The following is a 17960-nucleotide window of genomic DNA, read 5'->3' as shown; positions in this document are numbered from 1 at the left end:
CCCAGACCACGGGGCGCTCGGCCGACGGCGTGGGAGACGGCCGGGACCCGCGGCGGCCCATGGGGGCCGACCGTCACGATCCGCCAGCCGGGCCCGGTCCAGCGGCGCGGCCCGGCGCCGGGACGGCGTCAAGGGCCGGCATCCCGGCCGTCGCCTGAACCACGGAGGTGGAGCTGCCATGCCGAAGCACGGGAAGCGCTACCGGAGCGCACTGGCCCAGATCGACCGCCAGCGCCTGTACGAGCCCGAGGAGGCGCTGGCCAAGGTCAAGGAGCTGGCGTCGGCGCGCTTCGACGAGACGGTGGAGGTGGCCCTGCGCCTCGGCGTCGACCCGCGCCACGCGGACCAGGTGGTGCGCGGGACCGTGACGCTGCCCCACGGCACCGGCAGGCCGGTGCGCGTGGTGGTGTTCGCCAAGGGCGAGCCCGCCAAGGCCGCGGAGGCGGCGGGTGCCGACGTGGTCGGGGCGGAGGAGCTGGCGGAGCGCATCCAACAGGGTTGGGTGGACTTCGACGTGGCCATCGCGACGCCGGACATGATGGGCCTGGTGGGACGGCTGGGCCGCATCCTCGGCCCGCGGGGCCTGATGCCCAACCCGAAGACCGGCACGGTCACCTTCGAGGTGGCCGACGCCGTGCGCGAGTTCAAGGCGGGCAAGGTGGAGTTCCGGACCGACAAGGCCGGCAACGTGCACGTGCCCATCGGGAAGGTGTCCTTCACCGTCGAGCAGCTCAAGGAGAACCTGGATGCCCTGGTGGAGGCGGTGGTGCGCGCCAAGCCCGCGGCGGCCAAGGGACAGTACATCCGGTCGGTGACCGTCTCGTCCACCATGGGGCCGGGCATCCGCATCCGGCCCACCGCCTTCGCCCAGGTGGCGTGACACCGCCCGGCCCCCGCGGCGGGCCCGCCGCCGGGGGGCCGGGCGAACCGCCCCTTGTCTTGGCGTGGATTTTTTGCTTTTCTCGGTTTGGTCGTGTCGTATCCCGGGCCCATGGGGCCCGGGCCCGCTGCGCCGGTGCGGCCCAGGAGGGTGGCCGCGTCCCGGAGGGCCGGGTTCGTCCGGCGGGGCGGGCGCGTTACCAGAGACAGCAGGTGCCAAGGCTTAAAGGGCCGTCCACGCCCGCCTGCCGAGGTAACGGTGACGGTCTCATCGTGGCGAGGCCAGCCGGTTGCCTTGCGGGGCCTCCGCGGCGGGACGGAGCCGGGGCCGTGCCGGTCGCCCCCGGGATCCGCCCCACGAGGCCCACCCGCGGTCCGCCGGGTCGGCCCGGCCGCTCCGCAGGCCAGTCGCAGGCCAGTCGGGGAGTGACCCGCGGCGTCCCAGGCGTCCGCTGGCGTCGTCGCCATGGCGTCGACCGAAGCCGTGACCCCGGCGGGATGCGCCGGGGTCTTGCCTTTCCCGGCCGGGCGCCGGACGGCCGGCGGGAAGGGGGTGACGGGTTGCTCACCAGGGCCGAGAAGGAGGCGCTCGTGGAGGAGCTGGCCGGCAAGCTGCAGCGGGCGCAGGGGGTCATCCTGACCGACTTCCGCGGCCTCAACGTCGCCGACACCAACGAGCTGCGGCGCCGCCTGCGGACCCAGGGCGTGGAGTACCGCGTCGTCAAGAACACGCTGATCCGGCGGGCGGCTGCCAAGGCCGGCATCGACGGGCTCGACCCCCTGCTGGAGGGGCCGACCGCCCTGGCCTTCGGCTACGACGATCCGGTGGCTCCGGCCAAGGAGCTCTCCCAGTTCGCCAAGGACCACAGCCAGCTGAAGATCAAGGGGGGTCTGCTGGCCGGCCGGGTCATCGGGGTCGAGGAGATCCAGCGGCTCGCCGACCTGCCCTCCCGCGACGAACTGCTGGCCAAGGTGATGGGCGGCATCCAGGCTCCGCTGTACGGGCTCGTCGGCGTGCTGGCGGCGACCCTGCGGTCGTTCGCCTACGCCGTCGACGCGCTGCGCCGGCAGCGGGAGGCGCAAGCGTGAGCGCGGCACCGCGGCCACCCGCTGCGGCGCCGCGAGCGCGAGCGGGCGCCGGACGCCGGCGGGACGAGGCGCCCGCGCGATCCCAGGACACAGGAGGCGATGGGGATGTCCAAGGTCCAAGAGGTGCTGGACATCGTCAAGGGCATGACGGTCCTCGAGCTGGCCGAGCTGGTGAAGAAGTTCGAGGAGGAATTCGGCGTGTCGGCGGCGGCCCCCGTCGCCGTGGCGGCGCCCGGTGCGCCGGCGGCCGCCGGCGGCGCCGCTGCGGCGGAGGAGGAGAAGACGGAGTTCGACGTGATCCTCAAGGAGGTCGGCGGCAACAAGATCCAGGTCATCAAGGTGGTGCGCGAGCTGACCGGCCTCGGCCTGAAGGAGGCCAAGGACCTGGTGGACAACGCCCCCAAGCCGCTCAAGGAGGGGGTCTCCAAGGAAGAGGCGGAGCAGATCAAGGCGAAGCTGGCGGAGGCCGGCGCCACCGTCGAGATCAAGTGAATGGGGACAGCCCGCGGCCGACGTGGGAGTCCCTCTTCCCCCGCGGCGCTGGCAGGACGGCAACGGCGATCGGCAGGGCCCTCGCGGTGACGAGGGCCCTGCGCCTTCCGGGGCCGAGGGGCGGCCCACCGCGCCGTTACCGGGGCGCCGGATGACCCCGGCCGGACGTCCGCACCGGGGAGGTGGGAGGGAGGTGGGACGGCGGGGTGTGCGGGGCGTCCCTCGCGACCGGCGCCACGGGCTTCCCGGGGGTCCGTCCCCACGGCGTCGGGCGGGTCCCGCGCCAAGGGGCTCCGCGGCCCCCCGGCCAGGGTCATCCTTGCTGCAACCCACGGCCCGGGTGGGCCCTCATCCGATTCGTCCGGCACGCGGCGGTCGGCGTGCGCCGACAAGGCGCCACGGCACCGCACGGGACGGGCGGTCCACCCGGGGCCACGGCGCCGCAGGGGCGGCGCGCCTCGGTACGGCGCCACGGCACCCCAGGACCCGGCGTGCGGCGACAAGGCGACATGACACGCCAGGGGCCGGGGTGCGCCGGCACGGCGACGGGCGCTGCGTCGCGACGGGACGGTGCGTCGACCGGGGTGGGGGGTGCGTTGACATGGGGGTGGGCTTGCGCTAGCATTATACCTTGCCACTGTTGTTGGTTGCCGCCAGTGGCAGGTGCCCATGCGTCCAACATCCACGGGCCCCGGGCGCTCGCCCGGAGTCCTCGTCCTCGCAGAGGCGCCTTCGCTCAGGAGGTTCGGCGCCGGCATGCATGGTTCCTGCAACGCGACGCCATTCTTCCGGCGATCCTCTCTCCGGGTTCCCTCCCTCTGGGATGGCCAGCCCGATCCGTAGGGCCGCCGTCGAGACGGCCCGGCGGGCGGACCGCCCCCGGCGGGGGCGCGGGTCCGCCCAAGGGGGCGCTCCGAGGCGGAGGCAGGCTCTGAGGCGTGGTGGCGGATCCTGTGGCGAAGGGGTGTGAACCAAGGCATGCCGCACGTGGTCAAGAGCGGGAAGCGGGAGCGGCTGAGTTTCGGGCGCATCCACGAGGTCCTGGACCTGCCCAACCTGATCGAGGTGCAGCTCAACTCGTACCGGTGGTTCCTCAACGAGGGGCTGAGGGAGACCTTCCAGGACATCTCGCCGATCCAGGACTTCACCGGGAACCTGGTGCTGGAGTTCGTGGACTACTCGTTGGGGGAGCCCAAGTACTCGGTCCAGGAGTGCAAGGATCGCGACGTGACCTACGCGGCGCCCCTGCGCGTGCGGGTGCGCCTGATCAACAAGGAGACCGGCGAGGTCAAGGAGCAGGAGGTCTTCATGGGCGACTTCCCGCTGATGACGGAGCACGGCACCTTCGTCATCAACGGGGCGGAGCGCGTCGTGGTCAGCCAGCTGGTCCGGTCGCCCGGCGTGTACTACAGCGTGGACTACGACGCCAACGGCAACCCGCTCTACTCGGCCACGGTGATCCCCAACCGCGGCGCCTGGCTGGAGTTCGAGTCCGACGCCACGGGCGTCGTCTACGTGCGCGTGGACCGCACCCGCAAGCAGCCGGCCACCGTGCTGCTGCGCGCCCTGGGCTACCAGACCGACGCCGAGCTGCTGGAGCTCCTGGGTGACACCGAGCACGTGCGCGCCACCCTGGACAAGGACAACACCGACTCCCAGGCCGAGGCCCTGATGGAGATCTACAAGCGGCTGCGCCCCGGGGAGCCGCCCACGGACGAGAGCGCCCGCCAGCTGCTGGAGAACCTGTTCTTCGACCCCAAGCGGTACGACCTGGCCGCCGTCGGGCGGTACAAGCTCAACAAGAAGCTCAGCCTGCGGGCGCGCCTCATCGGCCTCTACGCCGCCGAGGACGTGGTCCACCCCGAGACCGGCGAGCGCCTGGTCGAGGCGGGCCAGCGCTTCGACCGGCAGCTGGCCCAGCGGGTCCAGGCGGCCGGCGTGCGCCGGGTGCGGGTGCGGACGCCGGACGACCGCGAGGTGGTGGTGCTGGGCAACGGCCAGCCCGACACCGGTGTGCGCACCCTGACCCGCGAGGACGTGGCCGCCATCGTCAACTACGCCTTCGGCCTCCTGGTCGGCGTCGGGACCACCGACGACATCGACCACCTGGGCAATCGTCGCCTGCGCTCGGTGGGCGAGCTCCTGCAGAACCAGTTCCGCATCGGCCTGGCCCGCATGGAGCGGGTGATCAAGGAGCGGATGAGCATCCAGGACGCCGATGCCATCACGCCCCAGGCCCTGATCAACATCCGGCCCGTGGTGGCGGCGGTCAAGGAGTTCTTCGGCTCCAGCCAGCTCAGCCAGTTCATGGACCAGACGAACCCGCTCACCGAGCTGACCCACAAGCGGCGCCTCTCGGCCCTGGGCCCGGGCGGGCTCAGCCGGGAGCGGGCCGGGTTCGACGTCCGCGACGTGCACCACTCCCACTACGGCCGCATGTGCCCGATCGAGACGCCGGAAGGTCCAAACATCGGCTTGATTGGCGCCATGGCGACCTATGCCCGGGTCAACGAGTACGGCTTCATCGAGACGCCGTACCGGAGGGTGGAAAAGGGCCGGGTGACCGACGACGTGGTCTACCTCACGGCCGATGAGGAGGACGAGTGCGTCATCGCCCAGGCCAACGCCGAGCTGGATGAGAACGGGTACTTCAAGGAGAAGCGGGTGGCCGTGCGCTTCCGCGACGAGGTGCGCCTGGCCGCGCCCGAAGAGATCGACTACATGGACGTCTCGCCCAAGCAGGTGTTCTCCATCGCCACGGCCCTGATCCCGTTCCTCGAGCACGACGACGCCAACCGCGCGCTGATGGGGGCCAACATGCAGCGCCAGGCGGTGCCGCTGATCCGCACGGAGGCGCCGTTGGTGGGCACGGGGATCGAGTACCGCACCGCCGTCGACTCGGGGGTGGTGATCACCGCCCGGCGGGCGGGCACCGTGCGCCGCGTCACCGCGCGGGAGATCGTCATCGAGACCGATGACGGCCAGCGCGACACCTACCACCTGATGAAGTTCGAGCGGTCCAACCAGGGCACGTGCTTCAACCAGCGGCCGCTGGTGCGCAAGGGCCAGCGGGTGGAGCAGGGCGAGGTCATCGCCGACGGCCCCTCCACGGACCAAGGCGAGCTGGCCCTGGGGCGCAACGTGCTGGTCGCCTTCATGCCCTGGGAGGGCTACAACTACGAGGACGCCATCCTGATCAGCGAGCGGCTGGTCAAGGATGACGTCTTCACCTCGATCCACATCGAGGAGTACGAGTGCGAGGCCCGCGACACCAAGCTCGGGCCGGAGGAGATCACCCGCGACATCCCCAACGTGGGCGAGGACCAGCTGCGGGACCTGGACGAACGCGGCATCATCCGCATCGGGGCGGAGGTGCGCGCCGGGGACATCCTGGTCGGCAAGGTGACGCCCAAGGGCGAGACGGAGCTCACCGCCGAGGAGCGGCTGCTGCGCGCCATCTTCGGCGAGAAGGCGCGGGAGGTGCGGGACACCTCATTGCGCGTGCCCCACGGCGAGAGCGGCATCGTCGTCGACGTCAAGGTCTTCTCCCGGGAGAACGGCGACGAGCTGGCGCCGGGCGTCAACCAGCTGGTCCAGGTCTACGTGGCCCAGAAGCGCAAGATCTCCGAGGGCGACAAGATGGCCGGCCGCCACGGCAACAAGGGCGTCATCGCCCGCATCCTGCCGGAGGAGGACATGCCCTTCCTCCCCGACGGCACGCCGGTGGACATCGTGCTCAACCCGCTGGGTGTGCCCTCGCGGATGAACATCGGCCAGATCCTGGAGTGCCACCTGGGCTGGGCGGCCAAGGCCCTGGGCCTCTGGGTGGCGACGCCGGTCTTCGACGGCACCGACGAGGAGAGCATCCGCGAGCTCTTGCGCAAGGCGGGCCTGCCCGAGAGCGGCAAGACCGTGCTCTATGACGGCCGCACGGGCGAGCCCTTCGACAACGAGGTCACGGTGGGCTACGTCTACATGCTGAAGCTGGCCCACCTGGTGGACGACAAGATCCACGCCCGGTCCACCGGCCCGTACTCGCTGGTCACCCAGCAGCCCCTGGGCGGCAAGGCCCAGTTCGGCGGCCAGCGCTTCGGCGAGATGGAGGTGTGGGCCCTGGAGGCCTACGGCGCCGCCTACACCCTGCAGGAGCTGCTGACCGTCAAGTCCGACGACGTGGTGGGCCGCGTGAAGACCTACGAGGCCATCGTCAAGGGCGAGAACGTGCCCGAGCCGGGCGTGCCCGAGTCCTTCAAGGTGCTGATCAAGGAGATGCAGAGCCTCGGGCTCGACGTGAAGATCCTGACCGAGGACAACCGCGAGGTCGAGCTGCGCGAGGACGAGGAGGCGCGGGAGGGCGCCGAGCTCGACCTCGACCTGGGCGAGCTGGCCCGTGCCGGCGCCCGCGCGCGCGCCGGGCGGCGGGCGGCGGAGGCCGGTTCGTCCGACGAGGACCACGGCCAGGCGGACTACGGCGATGGCTACGAGGACGAGGACGCGGACATGGAGGCCGACGAGGCCGACGAGACCGACGAGGAGGGCGACTGGGGCGACAACCCCGCCGCCTACGACGACAGCGACCTGGAGGCCGGGTTCGACCTGGACGAACCGGCGGACGACCTGGATGCGGACGCCGACGACGAGGCGGACGAGGACGGCGACGACGTGCGGGCCAGCGGAGGGGGCGACTGAGGCGTGAAGACCATCGAGAGCTTCCAGGACCGCATCGGGGAGGGCTTTGTCCAGGACGTCAACCACTTCGACGCCATCCGCATCAGCCTGGCGTCGCCCGAGAAGATCCGCGAGTGGTCCAAGGGCGAGGTGAAGAAGCCCGAGACCATCAACTACCGGACCCTCAAGCCCGAGCGGGATGGCCTCTTCTGCGAGCGCATCTTCGGACCGACCAAGGACTGGGAGTGCCACTGCGGCAAGTACAAGCGGGTCCGCTACAAGGGCATCATCTGCGACCGCTGCGGCGTCGAGGTCACCCAGTCCAAGGTGCGGCGCGAGCGCATGGGCCACATCGAGCTGGCCGCGCCCGTCTGCCACATCTGGTACTTCAAGGGCATCCCGTCGCGCCTCGGCCTGCTGCTGGACATGTCGCCCCGGGCGCTGGAGCGCGTGCTGTACTTCGCCGCCTACGTGGTCATCGATCCCGGTGAGACGGCGCTGCTGGAGAAGCAGCTGCTCACGGAGACCGAGTATCGCGAGGCGCGGGAGAAGTACGGCAACGCCTTCCGGGCGGGCATGGGCGCCGAGGCGATCAAGGAGCTGCTAGAGCGCCTCGACCTGGACGAACTGGCCGAGGAGCTGCGCGCGGAGATCAAGAACTCCAGCGGTCAGCGGCGGCTGCGGGCCGTGCGCCGGCTGGAGGTGGTGGAGGCGTTCCGCAAGTCGGGCAACGACCCGACGTGGATGATCCTGGAGGCCATCCCGGTCATCCCGCCCGACCTGCGACCGATGGTGCAGCTGGACGGCGGCCGCTTCGCCACGTCCGACCTCAACGACCTCTACCGGCGCGTGATCAACCGGAACAACCGGCTCAAGCGGCTGCTGGACCTGGGTGCGCCGGACATCATCGTGCGCAACGAGAAGCGCATGCTCCAGGAGGCCGTCGACGCCCTGATCGACAACGGCCGCCGCGGGCGGCCGGTGACCGGCCCCGGCAACCGGCCGCTGAAGTCGCTCTCGGACATGCTCAAGGGCAAGCAGGGGCGGTTCCGCCAGAACCTCCTGGGCAAGCGGGTCGACTACTCCGGCCGCTCGGTGATCGTCGTCGGCCCGCGGCTGAAGATGCACCAGTGCGGGCTGCCCAAGGAGATGGCCCTGGAGCTGTTCAAGCCCTTCGTCATGAAGCGGCTGGTGCAGCTGGGCTACGCCCACAACATCAAGAGCGCCAAGCGCATGGTGGAGCGGGTGCGGGACGAGGTCTGGGACGTGCTGGAGGAGGTCATCAAGGAGCACCCGGTGCTGCTCAACCGGGCGCCCACGCTGCACCGCCTGGGCATCCAGGCCTTCGAGCCCGTGCTGGTGGAGGGCCGCGCCATCCAGATCCACCCGCTGGTGTGCACGGCGTACAACGCCGACTTCGACGGCGACCAGATGGCCGTGCACGTGCCCCTGTCGGCGGAGGCCCAGGCCGAGGCGCGCATCCTGATGATGTCGGTCCACAACCTCCTGAACCCCAAGGACGGCAAGCCCGTGGTGACGCCCACCCAGGACATGGTGCTGGGCTGCTTCTACCTGACCCTGGAGCGGGAGGGCGCCAAGGGCGAGGGCCGCATCTTCAGCTCCGCCGACGAGGTGCTGATGGCCTACCAGCTCAAGCAGGTGGAGGTCCACGCGCGGATCAAGGCGCGGGTCCAGACCGCGGAGGGCCGCAGGCTGATCGAGACCACCGTCGGCCGGGTGATCTTCAACGAGGCGCTGCCGGTGGAGCTGCGGTTCATCAACGAGCCGGTCGACAAGAAGAAGCTGGGCGACATCGTGGCCGAGAGCTTCCGGCGCCTGGGGTACGCCAAGACGGTGGAGATGCTGGACGCCATCAAGGAGCTGGGCTTCCACTTCGCCACCCAGGCCGGCACCAGCATCGCCATCGGCGACGTCAAGATCCCCGAGAAGAAGGCGGAGTACATCGCCGAGGCGGAGGCCCAGGTGGAGCAGGTGGAGAGCCAGTACCGCCGGGGTCTCATCAGCGCGGAGGAGCGGTACCAGAAGATCATCGACATCTGGAACAAGACGAAGGACAAGGTGACCCAGGAGCTGACCCGGGTGCTGGACCACTTCAACCCGGTGTACATGATGGCGATCTCCGGCGCCCGCGGAAACCTCAGCCAGATCGCCCAGCTGGGGGGCATGCGCGGCCTGATGACCGACCCGTCGGGCCGGATCATCGAGCAGCCGGTGCGGTCCAACTTCCGCGAGGGGCTGACGGTGCTGGAGTACTTCACCTCCACCCACGGGGCGCGCAAGGGGTTGGCCGACACGGCGCTGCGCACGGCCGACTCCGGTTACCTGACCCGGCGGCTGGTGGACGTCTCCCAGGACGTCATCGTCCGCGAGGAGGACTGCGGCACCACCGAGGGCATCACCGTCTCGGAGATCCGCGACGGCGAGGAGGTCATCGAGTCCCTGCAGGATCGTATCGTCGGCCGCATCGCCGTCCGGGACATCGTGCACCCCGAGACGGGCGAGGTCATCGTGCCGGCGGGCGAGGAGATCGACGAGGACCGCGCCCAGGCCATCGTCGACGCCGGCATCCAGTCGGTGGAGATCCGGTCGGTGCTGGCCTGCCGGTCCCGGCACGGGGTGTGCGCGCGGTGCTACGGCCGCGACCTGGCGACGGGCAAGATGGTCAGCATCGGTGAGGCCGTGGGCACCATCGCCGCCCAGTCCATCGGCGAGCCGGGGACGCAGCTGACCATGCGCACCTTCCACACCGGCGGCGTCGCCGGCGAGGACATCACCCAGGGTCTGCCCCGGGTCGAGGAGCTGTTCGAGGCCCGCAAGCCCAAGGGGCAGGCGGTGATGACCGAGGTGGGCGGCACGGTCAAGGTGGTCGAGACCAAGCAGCGCCGGGAGGTGCGGGTCATCGCCGACGACGGGTCGTGGCAGGCCTACACCGTGCCCTTCGGCGCGCGCCTGCTGGTGCGGGACGGCGACCGGGTCGAACCCGGCGACGTGCTGACGGAGGGGCCCATCAACCCCCACGACATCCTGAAGATCAAGGGCGTCCAGGCCGTCCAGCTGTACCTGCTGCAGGAGGTCCAGAAGGTCTACCGCATGCAGGGCGTGGACATCAACGACAAGCACATCGAGATCATCATCCGCCAGATGATGCGGAAGGTGAAGGTGGAGGACGCGGGCGACACCGACCTGTTGCCCGGCGGCCTGGTGGACGTGTTCGAGTTCGAGGAGGCCAACGCCCAGCTGCCCGAGGGGGCGCGGCCCGCGGTAGCGCGGCCGGTGTTGCTGGGCATCACCAAGGCGGCCCTGGCCACCGAGTCGTTCCTGTCGGCGGCCTCCTTCCAGGAGACCACCCGGGTCCTGACGGAGGCGGCCATCAAGGGCAAGACCGACCCGCTCCTCGGGCTCAAGGAGAACGTGATCATCGGCAAGCTGATCCCCGCCGGCACCGGCATGAGCCGCTACCGCCGCATGCAGATCCTGGTGGAGGGCAAGTCGGAGCGGGAGGTCATGGCCCAGGTGCGCCGCGCCGAGACGCTGGCCGCCCGCGCCCTGGGTGAGGATGGTGCGGCGGCCCCGGCCGACGGCGTGGCGGTGGATGGGGCGGTCAACGGTCCCGTGGTCCCCCAGAGCCTGGCGGCGGGTGGTGACGGCGCCGCGCTGCTGGACGAGGCCGCGGGCGCGGCGGCGGGCACCGACGGCGCCGGGACCGGCGGCGCGGACGCGCCGGACGGCGAGGGCCAGGACGGCGCCGTGCCGGGCGGCGACGGCGCGGCCCCGGCGGCCGATGGCGCGGCCTCCGGCGCGGCCGGGCATGGAGTCGCGGACGAACCGGCCAGCGCGGCGGAGGACGACGCCGAGCGGTCTCCGTGACCGGCGCGGCCCGGCCCCGGCGGCGATGCCGGCCGGGGCCGGGCCGCGTTGACCTGCCCCAGGGCGGGTGCTACACTTATCGAGTGTGTCTTGGCCTGATGAATCGCGCCCGGCGGGCGGCCGGTCGCACGAAGGAGGGCCAGCGCGGATGTCCCTGGATCGCCTGCGGGCGGCCCGGCGCCGCACCGTCGGCACCAAGCAGACCCTGAAGGCGGTCCTGCGGGGCGAGGCGGTGCGGGTGTACGTGGCCCGGGACGCCGAGCCCCACGTGGTGCGCGACTTGGTGCAGGCGTGCCAGGCCCGCGGCGTCGAACTGGAGTACGTCGACACCATGCGCGAACTGGGCAGTGCGTGCAAGATCAAGGTCGGGGCCGCCTCCGCCGCCATCCTTGAGGAGTGAGGGCGGCCTGCGGCCGCGGGATCGCCGATGGGAAGGAGGTGACGGGCGTGCCGACCATCAACCAGCTGGTGCGCAAGGGACGACAGCGGGTGGTCCGCCGGACGGGCGCGCCGGCGCTGCGCGGGAACCCGCAGAAGCGCGGCGTGTGCCTGCAGGTGCGCACGACGACGCCCAAGAAGCCCAACTCCGCCTTGCGGAAGATCGCCCGAGTGCGCCTGACCAACGGCATCGAGGTGACGGCCTACATCCCTGGCGAGGGCCACAACCTCCAGGAGCACTCGGTGGTGCTGGTCCACGGCGGTCGCGTCAAGGACCTGCCGGGCGTGCGCTATCAGATCATCCGCGGCGCGCTGGATGCGGCCGGGGTGGAGAAGCGCCGCCAGGGGCGGTCCAAGTACGGGGCCAAGCGGCCCAAGTCCTGACGCTCTCGGCTGAACCACGGCTCGCGGGAAGCGGGCGGCCCGGGCCGGCGCTCGCTTCCGGGCGCATCCTCGCCGCCGGCGGCCCTGCCAGCGCGGGGCGGGTTCGTCCCCGAACCCGGCGAGGAATTTTTTACGCCCGGAGCGGGCGTCGCCGCATGTCACGGCGGGCCGCGGGTGGCACGAGGGGTGGCACGAGCACGAGGGGTGGCACGAAAGGAGGAGGGGCATGCCCAGGCGAGGCAGGGTGCCACGGCGTCCGATCGATCCGGATCCCGTGTACGGCAGCGAGCGGGTGGCCCGACTGATCAACAAGGTGATGTGGGACGGCAAGAAGAGCCTGGCGCAGCGCATCGTCTACCAGGCCTTCGAGCGGGTCAAGGAGAAGACGGGCCGCGACCCGCTGGAGGTGTTCGAGCAGGCGGTGCGCAACACGATGCCGGTGCTGGAGGTGCGGCCGCGGCGGGTGGGCGGCGCCACGTACCAGGTGCCGCTGGAGGTGCGGCCCGAGCGCCGGCTGTCCCTGGCGCTGCGCTGGATTGTGGAGTACGCGCGCCAGCGCCACGAGCGGACCATGGTGGAGCGCCTGGCCAACGAGCTGATCGACGCCGCCAACAACACGGGCGGTGCCGTGCGGCGCAAGGAAGAGGTGCACCGCATGGCGGAAGCCAACCGCGCCTTCGCCCACTACCGCTGGTGAGCAGGGGCGGCCGTCCGGGGCGGACCGGACGGCCGGGCGCGGCGGAGGAAGGAGGGACGACATGCCCCGGGAGTATCCCCTCGAGCGGACGCGCAACATCGGGATCGCCGCCCACATCGACGCGGGCAAGACGACCACCACCGAGCGCATCCTGTACTACACCGGTCGCGTGCACCGCATGGGCGAGGTCCACGAAGGCGCCGCCACCATGGACTGGATGGTGCAGGAGCAGGAGCGCGGCATCACCATCACCTCCGCCGCCACCACCTGCTTCTGGCGGGACCATCGGATCAACATCATCGATACGCCCGGGCACGTGGACTTCACCGTGGAGGTGGAGCGGTCGCTGCGCGTCCTGGATGGTGTGATCGCCATCTTCGCGGCCCGCGGCGGCGTCGAGCCGCAGTCCGAGACGGTGTGGCGCCAGGCCAACAAGTACCGGGTGCCCCGCATCGCCTTCGTCAACAAGATGGACGTGGTGGGCGCCAACTTCTTCCGGGTCCTGGACCAGATGCGGGAGCGCCTGGGCGCCAACCCCGTGGCCATCCAGCTGCCCATCGGGGTCGAGGACAGCTTTCGCGGCATCGTCGACCTGGTGGAGATGAAGGCCATCTTCTACCGGGACGATCTCGGCACCCGCTACGAGGCGGAGGAGATCCCCGCCGACATGCGGGAACAGGTCGAGGAGTACCGGGAGAAGCTGCTGGAGGCCGTGGCCGAGATCGACGAGGGGTTGATGGTCAAGTACCTGGAGGGCGAGCCCATCTCCGCCCAGGAGATCCGCGCCGCCCTGCGCCAGGGCACCATCAACCTCCAGCTGGTGCCGGTGCTGTGCGGCTCCGCCTACCGCAACAAGGGCGTGCAGCCGCTGCTGGATGCGGTGGTGGACTACCTGCCGTCGCCCCTGGACATCGCCGCCGTGCGGGGGATCGACCCGAAGACCGGCCAGGAGGTCGAGCGCAAGGTCAGCGACGATGAGCCCTTCGCGGCCCTGGTCTTCAAGATCATGACGGACCCGTACGTCGGCAAGCTGGCCTTCTTCCGCGTCTACTCCGGCCACCTCAAGGCCGGCAGCTACGTCTACAACAGCAACAAGGGGCGGCAGGAGCGGATCGGCCGCATCGTGCGGATGCACGCCAACTACCGCGAAGAGGTGGACGAGGTCTGGAGCGGCGACATCGCGGCGGCGGTCGGCCTCAAGGACACCATCACCGGCGAGACGCTGTGCGACCCGAACGCGCCCATCGTGCTGGAGTCCATGGAGTTCCCGGAGCCGGTGATCTCGGTGGCCATCGAGCCCAAGACCCAGGCCGACCAGGACAAGCTGGGCGAGTCCCTCAACAAGCTGGCGGAGGAGGACCCGACCTTCCGGGTCCACACCGACGAGGAGACGGGCCAGACCATCATCTCCGGCATGGGCGAGCTGCACCTGGAGATCATCGTCGACCGGCTCATGCGGGAGTTCAAGGTCGCGGCCAACGTGGGCAAGCCGCAGGTGGCGTACAAGGAGACCATCACGCGGCCGGCCCGGGCCGAGGGCAAGTACATCCGACAGACGGGCGGCCGCGGCCAGTACGGCCACGTGGTCCTGGAGATCGAGCCCCTGGAGCCGGGCGGCGGATTCGAGTTCGTCAACAAGATCGTCGGCGGCGTGGTGCCCAAGGAGTACATCCCGGCGGTGGAGGCCGGCGTCCGGGAGGCCATGCAGAACGGCATCCTGGCCGGCTACCCCGTGCTCGATGTGCGGGTGTCGCTGGTGGACGGCTCCTACCACGAGGTGGACTCCTCGGAGATGGCCTTCAAGATCGCCGGTTCCATGGGCTTCCGCAACGCCGCCCTGCAGGCGGGCCCGGTGCTGCTGGAGCCCATCATGAAGGTCGAGGTCGTCGTCCCGGAGGCGTACATGGGCGACGTCATCGGCGACATCAACGCCCGGCGGGGCCGGGTGGAGGGGATGGAGCCCGAGGCCGGCGGCCTGCAGGTGATCCGGGCGCTGGTGCCGCTGGCCGAGATGTTCGGCTACGCCACGGACCTGCGGTCCAAGACCCAGGGGCGCGGCACCTACACGATGCAGTTCAGCCACTACGAGCAGGTGCCGAAGAACATCGCCGATCAGATCATCGAGGCCCGGAGCGACCGGGCACGGGCCGCGCGCTGAGGCGACGCACGCCGGCGCGGTGACGGACGAACCGACGACGAGGGAGGCGGTCCGACGATGGCCAAGGCGAAGTTCGAGCGGACGAAGCCGCACGTGAACGTGGGGACGATCGGGCACGTGGACCATGGGAAGACGACGCTGACGGCGGCGATCACGAAGGTGCTGGCGAAGCAGGGGAAGGCGCAGTTTGTGGCCTACGAGCAGATCGACAAGGCGCCGGAGGAGAAGGAGCGCGGGATCACGATTTCGGTCTCGCACGTGGAGTACGAGACGGAGAACCGGCACTACGCCCACGTGGACTGCCCGGGGCACGCCGACTACGTCAAGAACATGATCACGGGCGCGGCGCAGATGGACGGCGCGATCCTGGTGGTGAGCGCGGCGGACGGGCCGATGCCGCAGACGCGGGAGCACATCCTGCTGGCGCGGCAGGTGGGCGTGCCGTACATCGTGGTGTTTTTGAACAAGGTGGACATGGTGGATGATCCGGAGCTTTTGGAGCTGGTGGAGCTGGAAGTGCGGGAGCTTTTGAGCCAGTATGACTTCCCGGGCGATGAGGTGCCCGTGATCAAGGGGTCGGCGCTGAAGGCGCTGGAGGGCGATCCGGAAGCGGAGCAGGCGATCTTGGAGTTGATGAAGGCGGTGGACGAGTACATCCCGACGCCGCAGCGGGATGTGGATAAGCCGTTCCTGATGCCGGTGGAGGACGTGTTCTCCATCACGGGGCGCGGGACGGTGGCGACGGGTCGTGTGGAGCGCGGCCGCGTGAAGGTGGGCGACGAGGTCGAGCTGGTGGGGTTTGCGGACAAGCCGAAGAAGACGGTTGTGACGGGCGTGGAGATGTTCCGGAAGGTCTTGGACGAGGCGGTGGCGGGGGACAACATCGGGTGCTTGTTGCGGGGCTTGGACAAGGACGAGGTGGAGCGGGGGCAGGTGTTGGCGAAGCCGGGGTCGATCAACCCGCACAAGAAGTTCGTGGGGAACGTGTACGTGCTGAAGAAGGAGGAGGGCGGGCGGCACACGCCGTTCTTCAACGGCTACCGGCCGCAGTTCTACTTCCGGACGACGGACGTGACGGGGGAGATCCAGCTGCCGGAGGGCGTGGAGATGTGCATGCCCGGGGACAACGTGGAGATGACGGTGGAGCTGATCACCCCCATTGCCATCGAGGAGGGGCTGCGGTTCGCCATCCGGGAGGGCGGCCGCACCGTCGGCGCCGGCGTCGTCACCAAGATCCTCGAGTGAGTCCGGTTGGTCCGGCGACGCAAGGGGGGATGAACCATGGCCCGGCAGAAGATCCGGATCAAGCTGCGGGCGTTCGACCACAGCGTGCTCGACCAATCGGCCGAGAAGATCGTGGAGACGGCGCGGCGCACGGGCGCGAAGATCTCCGGCCCCGTGCCGCTGCCCACGGAGCGCAGCGTGTTCACCGTGCTGACCGCGCCCAACGGGGAGAAGGACCACCGCGAGCAGTTCGAGATGCGCACCCACAAGCGACTGATCGACATCATCGACCCGACGCCCAAGACCATCGACGCCCTGCGGCGGGTCGACCTGCCCGCCGGCGTGGACATCGAGATCAAGCTCTGAGCCGTCGCGGGCGCCGCGCCGCGGGTCGGGGACAGCACGGCGAACGGAGGTGCAACCCATGGGCGTCGGCCTGTTGGGTCGCAAGCTGGGCATGACGCAGATCTTCGACGACGAGGGCCGGGCGGTGCCCGTCACCGTCATCCAAGCCGGGCCGTGCGTGGTGGTGCAGACCCGCACCAAGGAGCGGGACGGCTACCGCGCCGTGCAGCTGGGCTTCGGCGAGATCAAGCCGCGCAAGGTCAACAAGCCGATGGCCGGCCACTTCCGGAAGGCGGGGGTCGAACCGGTGCGGGTGCTGCGCGAGTTCCGGGTCGACGACGACGAGCCGCTGCCGGAGGTGGGCCAGCAGGTCACCGTGGACCTGTTCAAGGCGGGCGAGTACGTGGACGTGACGGGCACCTCCAAGGGCAAGGGGTTCCTGGGGCCCATCGCCCGGCACGGCTTCGGCCGGGGACCGATGAGTCACGGCTCCAAGTACCACCGGGGGCCCGGCTCGCTGGGGCCCTCCACCGACCCCGCGCGGGTCTTCAAGGGCCGCAAGATGGCGGGCCGCGCCGGCCACCAGCGGGTGACGGTGCGGGGCCTGCAGGTGGTGCGGGTCGACCCGGAGCGCAACCTGCTGCTGGTGAAGGGCGCCGTCCCCGGGCCCCGGGGTGGCCTGGTGGCCATCCGCAAGACCAACGTGCCGCGCAAGGCGCGGTTGGCCTGAGCTCGGGAGGGCGGCGAAAGGAGGACAACCCCATGCCGAGGGTGGCGGTCTACAACACCCAGGGCGAGCGGGTCGGGGAGATCGAGCTCAGCGAGACCGTCTTCGGGGCGCCGATCCGGGAGGCGCTGATGCACCAGGCGGTAGTCCGCTACCTGGCCAACCAGCGCCGGGGCACGGCGGCCACCAAGACGCGCGGCATGGTGTCCGGCGGCGGGCGCAAGCCGTGGCGCCAGAAGGGGACCGGCCGGGCTCGCCAGGGCAGCATCCGGGCGCCCCACTGGCGCAAGGGCGGCGTCGTGTTCGGCCCGCAGCCGCGGGACTACAGCCAGGCGATGCCCAAGAAGGCGCGGCGGGCGGCGCTGCGCTCCGCCCTGTCGGCCAAGGTGGCCGACGGGGAGCTGATCGTCCTCGAGGGGCTCAAGGACCTGGGTCTGGAGCGGCCGCGGACGCGGGAGATGGCCGCCCTGATCCGGCGCCTGGACCTCGAGGGCAAGCGACCGCTCTTCGTCCTGGCCGAGCCGGACAAGACGCTGTACCTGTCCGCGCGCAACCTGCCGGGGGTTGACACCGAGACGGTCGACCGGCTCAACGTCTACAAGGTGTTGCGCCACGGCCACGTGGTGCTCGCCCGGGAGGCGGTGGACCGGGTGGAGGAGGTGCTGGGGGCATGATCACCGATCCCCGCGACATCATCCTGCGCCCGGTGATCACGGAGAAGAGCATGGAGCAGCTGGCGCAGAACAAGTACACCTTCCTGGTGCACCCGAAGGCCAACAAGACCATGATCAAGCGCGCGGTGGAGGAGATCTTCAAGGTCAAGGTGCGCAAGGTGAACACCGTCCGGGTGCGGGGCAAGCTGCGCCGGGTGGGGCGCTACGCCGGATACCAGCCCGACGCCAAGAAGGCCATCGTCACCCTGGCGGAGGGGCACCGGATCAAGGAGTTCTTCGAGGACGTGTCGTGACGGA

The 17960-nt window shown here is 70.5% G+C and carries 14 protein-coding genes; all 14 read left to right on the top strand.

Annotation, left to right across the window (positions count from 1 at the left end; translation table 11 throughout):
* Positions 1 to 178 precede the first annotated feature (178 nt).
* The 14 genes from rplA to rplW all read left to right on the top strand — a co-directional run bounded on the left by rplA (position 179) and on the right by rplW (position 17956).
* The gene (rplA, locus tag Q5761_RS11965; RefSeq protein WP_135224553.1) at positions 179 to 880 is read left to right on the top strand and encodes a 50S ribosomal protein L1; all 702 of its coding nucleotides are present in this window, start codon (positions 179 to 181) and stop codon (positions 878 to 880) included.
* A 560-nt stretch (positions 881 to 1440) separates the two neighbouring features.
* Positions 1441 to 1968: a 50S ribosomal protein L10 gene (gene rplJ / locus Q5761_RS11960; RefSeq protein WP_318750700.1), complete on the top strand. Its 528-nt coding sequence runs from the start codon at positions 1441 to 1443 to the stop codon at positions 1966 to 1968.
* Between the two features lie 105 nt (positions 1969 to 2073).
* Positions 2074 to 2460, top strand: a complete 387-nt coding sequence (gene rplL, locus Q5761_RS11955; RefSeq protein WP_135224551.1) for a 50S ribosomal protein L7/L12 — start codon at positions 2074 to 2076, stop codon at positions 2458 to 2460.
* A gap of 978 nt (positions 2461 to 3438) precedes the next feature.
* On the top strand, positions 3439 to 7149 hold the full coding sequence (gene rpoB, locus Q5761_RS11950; RefSeq protein WP_318750699.1) for a DNA-directed RNA polymerase subunit beta: 3711 nt from the start codon (positions 3439 to 3441) through the stop codon (positions 7147 to 7149).
* A gap of 3 nt (positions 7150 to 7152) precedes the next feature.
* Positions 7153 to 11016, top strand: a complete 3864-nt coding sequence (gene rpoC, locus Q5761_RS11945; protein WP_318750698.1) for a DNA-directed RNA polymerase subunit beta' — start codon at positions 7153 to 7155, stop codon at positions 11014 to 11016.
* A 148-nt stretch (positions 11017 to 11164) separates the two neighbouring features.
* The gene (locus Q5761_RS11940; protein WP_135224548.1) at positions 11165 to 11416 is read left to right on the top strand and encodes a ribosomal L7Ae/L30e/S12e/Gadd45 family protein; all 252 of its coding nucleotides are present in this window, start codon (positions 11165 to 11167) and stop codon (positions 11414 to 11416) included.
* A 47-nt stretch (positions 11417 to 11463) separates the two neighbouring features.
* Positions 11464 to 11838, top strand: coding sequence for a 30S ribosomal protein S12 (gene rpsL / locus Q5761_RS11935; RefSeq protein ID WP_135224547.1), 375 nt, complete (start codon positions 11464 to 11466; stop codon positions 11836 to 11838).
* 226 nt (positions 11839 to 12064) lie between these two features.
* Positions 12065 to 12535 (top strand): 30S ribosomal protein S7, encoded by a 471-nt coding sequence (rpsG, locus tag Q5761_RS11930; protein WP_135224546.1) that lies wholly within the window; start codon positions 12065 to 12067, stop codon positions 12533 to 12535.
* 61 nt (positions 12536 to 12596) lie between these two features.
* Positions 12597 to 14693 (top strand): elongation factor G, encoded by a 2097-nt coding sequence (gene fusA / locus Q5761_RS11925; protein WP_318750697.1) that lies wholly within the window; start codon positions 12597 to 12599, stop codon positions 14691 to 14693.
* A gap of 57 nt (positions 14694 to 14750) precedes the next feature.
* Positions 14751 to 15938 carry an elongation factor Tu gene (gene tuf / locus Q5761_RS11920; RefSeq protein ID WP_135224557.1) on the top strand — a complete coding sequence of 396 codons (1188 nt, stop codon included), beginning with the start codon at positions 14751 to 14753 and terminating at the stop codon, positions 15936 to 15938.
* 36 nt (positions 15939 to 15974) lie between these two features.
* A complete protein-coding gene (gene rpsJ, locus Q5761_RS11915) occupies positions 15975 to 16283 on the top strand; it encodes a 30S ribosomal protein S10 (protein ID WP_135224543.1) in 309 nt (102 codons plus the stop codon).
* A gap of 58 nt (positions 16284 to 16341) precedes the next feature.
* Positions 16342 to 16992 (top strand): 50S ribosomal protein L3, encoded by a 651-nt coding sequence (rplC, locus tag Q5761_RS11910; RefSeq protein ID WP_135224542.1) that lies wholly within the window; start codon positions 16342 to 16344, stop codon positions 16990 to 16992.
* A gap of 32 nt (positions 16993 to 17024) precedes the next feature.
* Positions 17025 to 17663 (top strand): 50S ribosomal protein L4, encoded by a 639-nt coding sequence (gene rplD / locus Q5761_RS11905; protein WP_135224541.1) that lies wholly within the window; start codon positions 17025 to 17027, stop codon positions 17661 to 17663.
* On the top strand, positions 17663 to 17956 hold the full coding sequence (gene rplW, locus Q5761_RS11900; protein WP_207669939.1) for a 50S ribosomal protein L23: 294 nt from the start codon (positions 17663 to 17665) through the stop codon (positions 17954 to 17956). Before rplD ends, rplW begins: the two co-directional genes overlap by 1 nt.
* The last annotated feature ends 4 nt before the right edge of the window (positions 17957 to 17960 follow it).

Source organism: Thermaerobacter composti, assembly GCF_033582035.1.
Taxonomy (GTDB): Bacteria; Bacillota; Sulfobacillia; order Thermaerobacterales; family Thermaerobacteraceae; genus Thermaerobacter; species Thermaerobacter composti.
Note: the sequence above shows the minus strand (reverse complement) of the source record. Positions and strands in the feature narration are given on the sequence as shown.